The sequence below is a fragment of the Bartonella sp. AP58NXGY genome (assembly GCF_042195785.1).
Classification (GTDB): Bacteria; Pseudomonadota; Alphaproteobacteria; order Rhizobiales; family Rhizobiaceae; genus Bartonella.
Genome location: NZ_JBHIOY010000340.1, coordinates 350 through 618 on the forward strand (window position 1 = coordinate 350; position 269 = coordinate 618).

Below are 269 nucleotides of genomic sequence, written 5' to 3' on the forward strand. Positions count from 1 at the left end.
TTTCTCTACAAATCCATTTACACGTCAACAACTTTATTCGATGAACGAGCAGCTTGCGACCTATTTAGGTGGCGGTGCTGGCTATGATGAAAAAGGAAACTGGAAAGCGCCAAGCTTTAAGGTAAAAACAGTTAAGGCTGATGGTAACTCTGAGGAGAAGAACTATAGCAATGTATCAGCTGCTTTTGAAGGTGTTGGTACTTCTATCACCAACGTTCAGAATAAAATTACCAATGAAATAACCAATCAGATTAATCATCTTCAGTCAG

General features: G+C 39.0%; 1 protein-coding gene. It reads left to right on the forward strand.

Going from position 1 to position 269, the window contains the following annotated elements; all coding sequences use genetic code 11:
* The coding region (locus tag ACFINC_RS11290; protein WP_375617262.1) for a hypothetical protein at nt 1-269 on the forward strand (269 nt) is incomplete at both ends.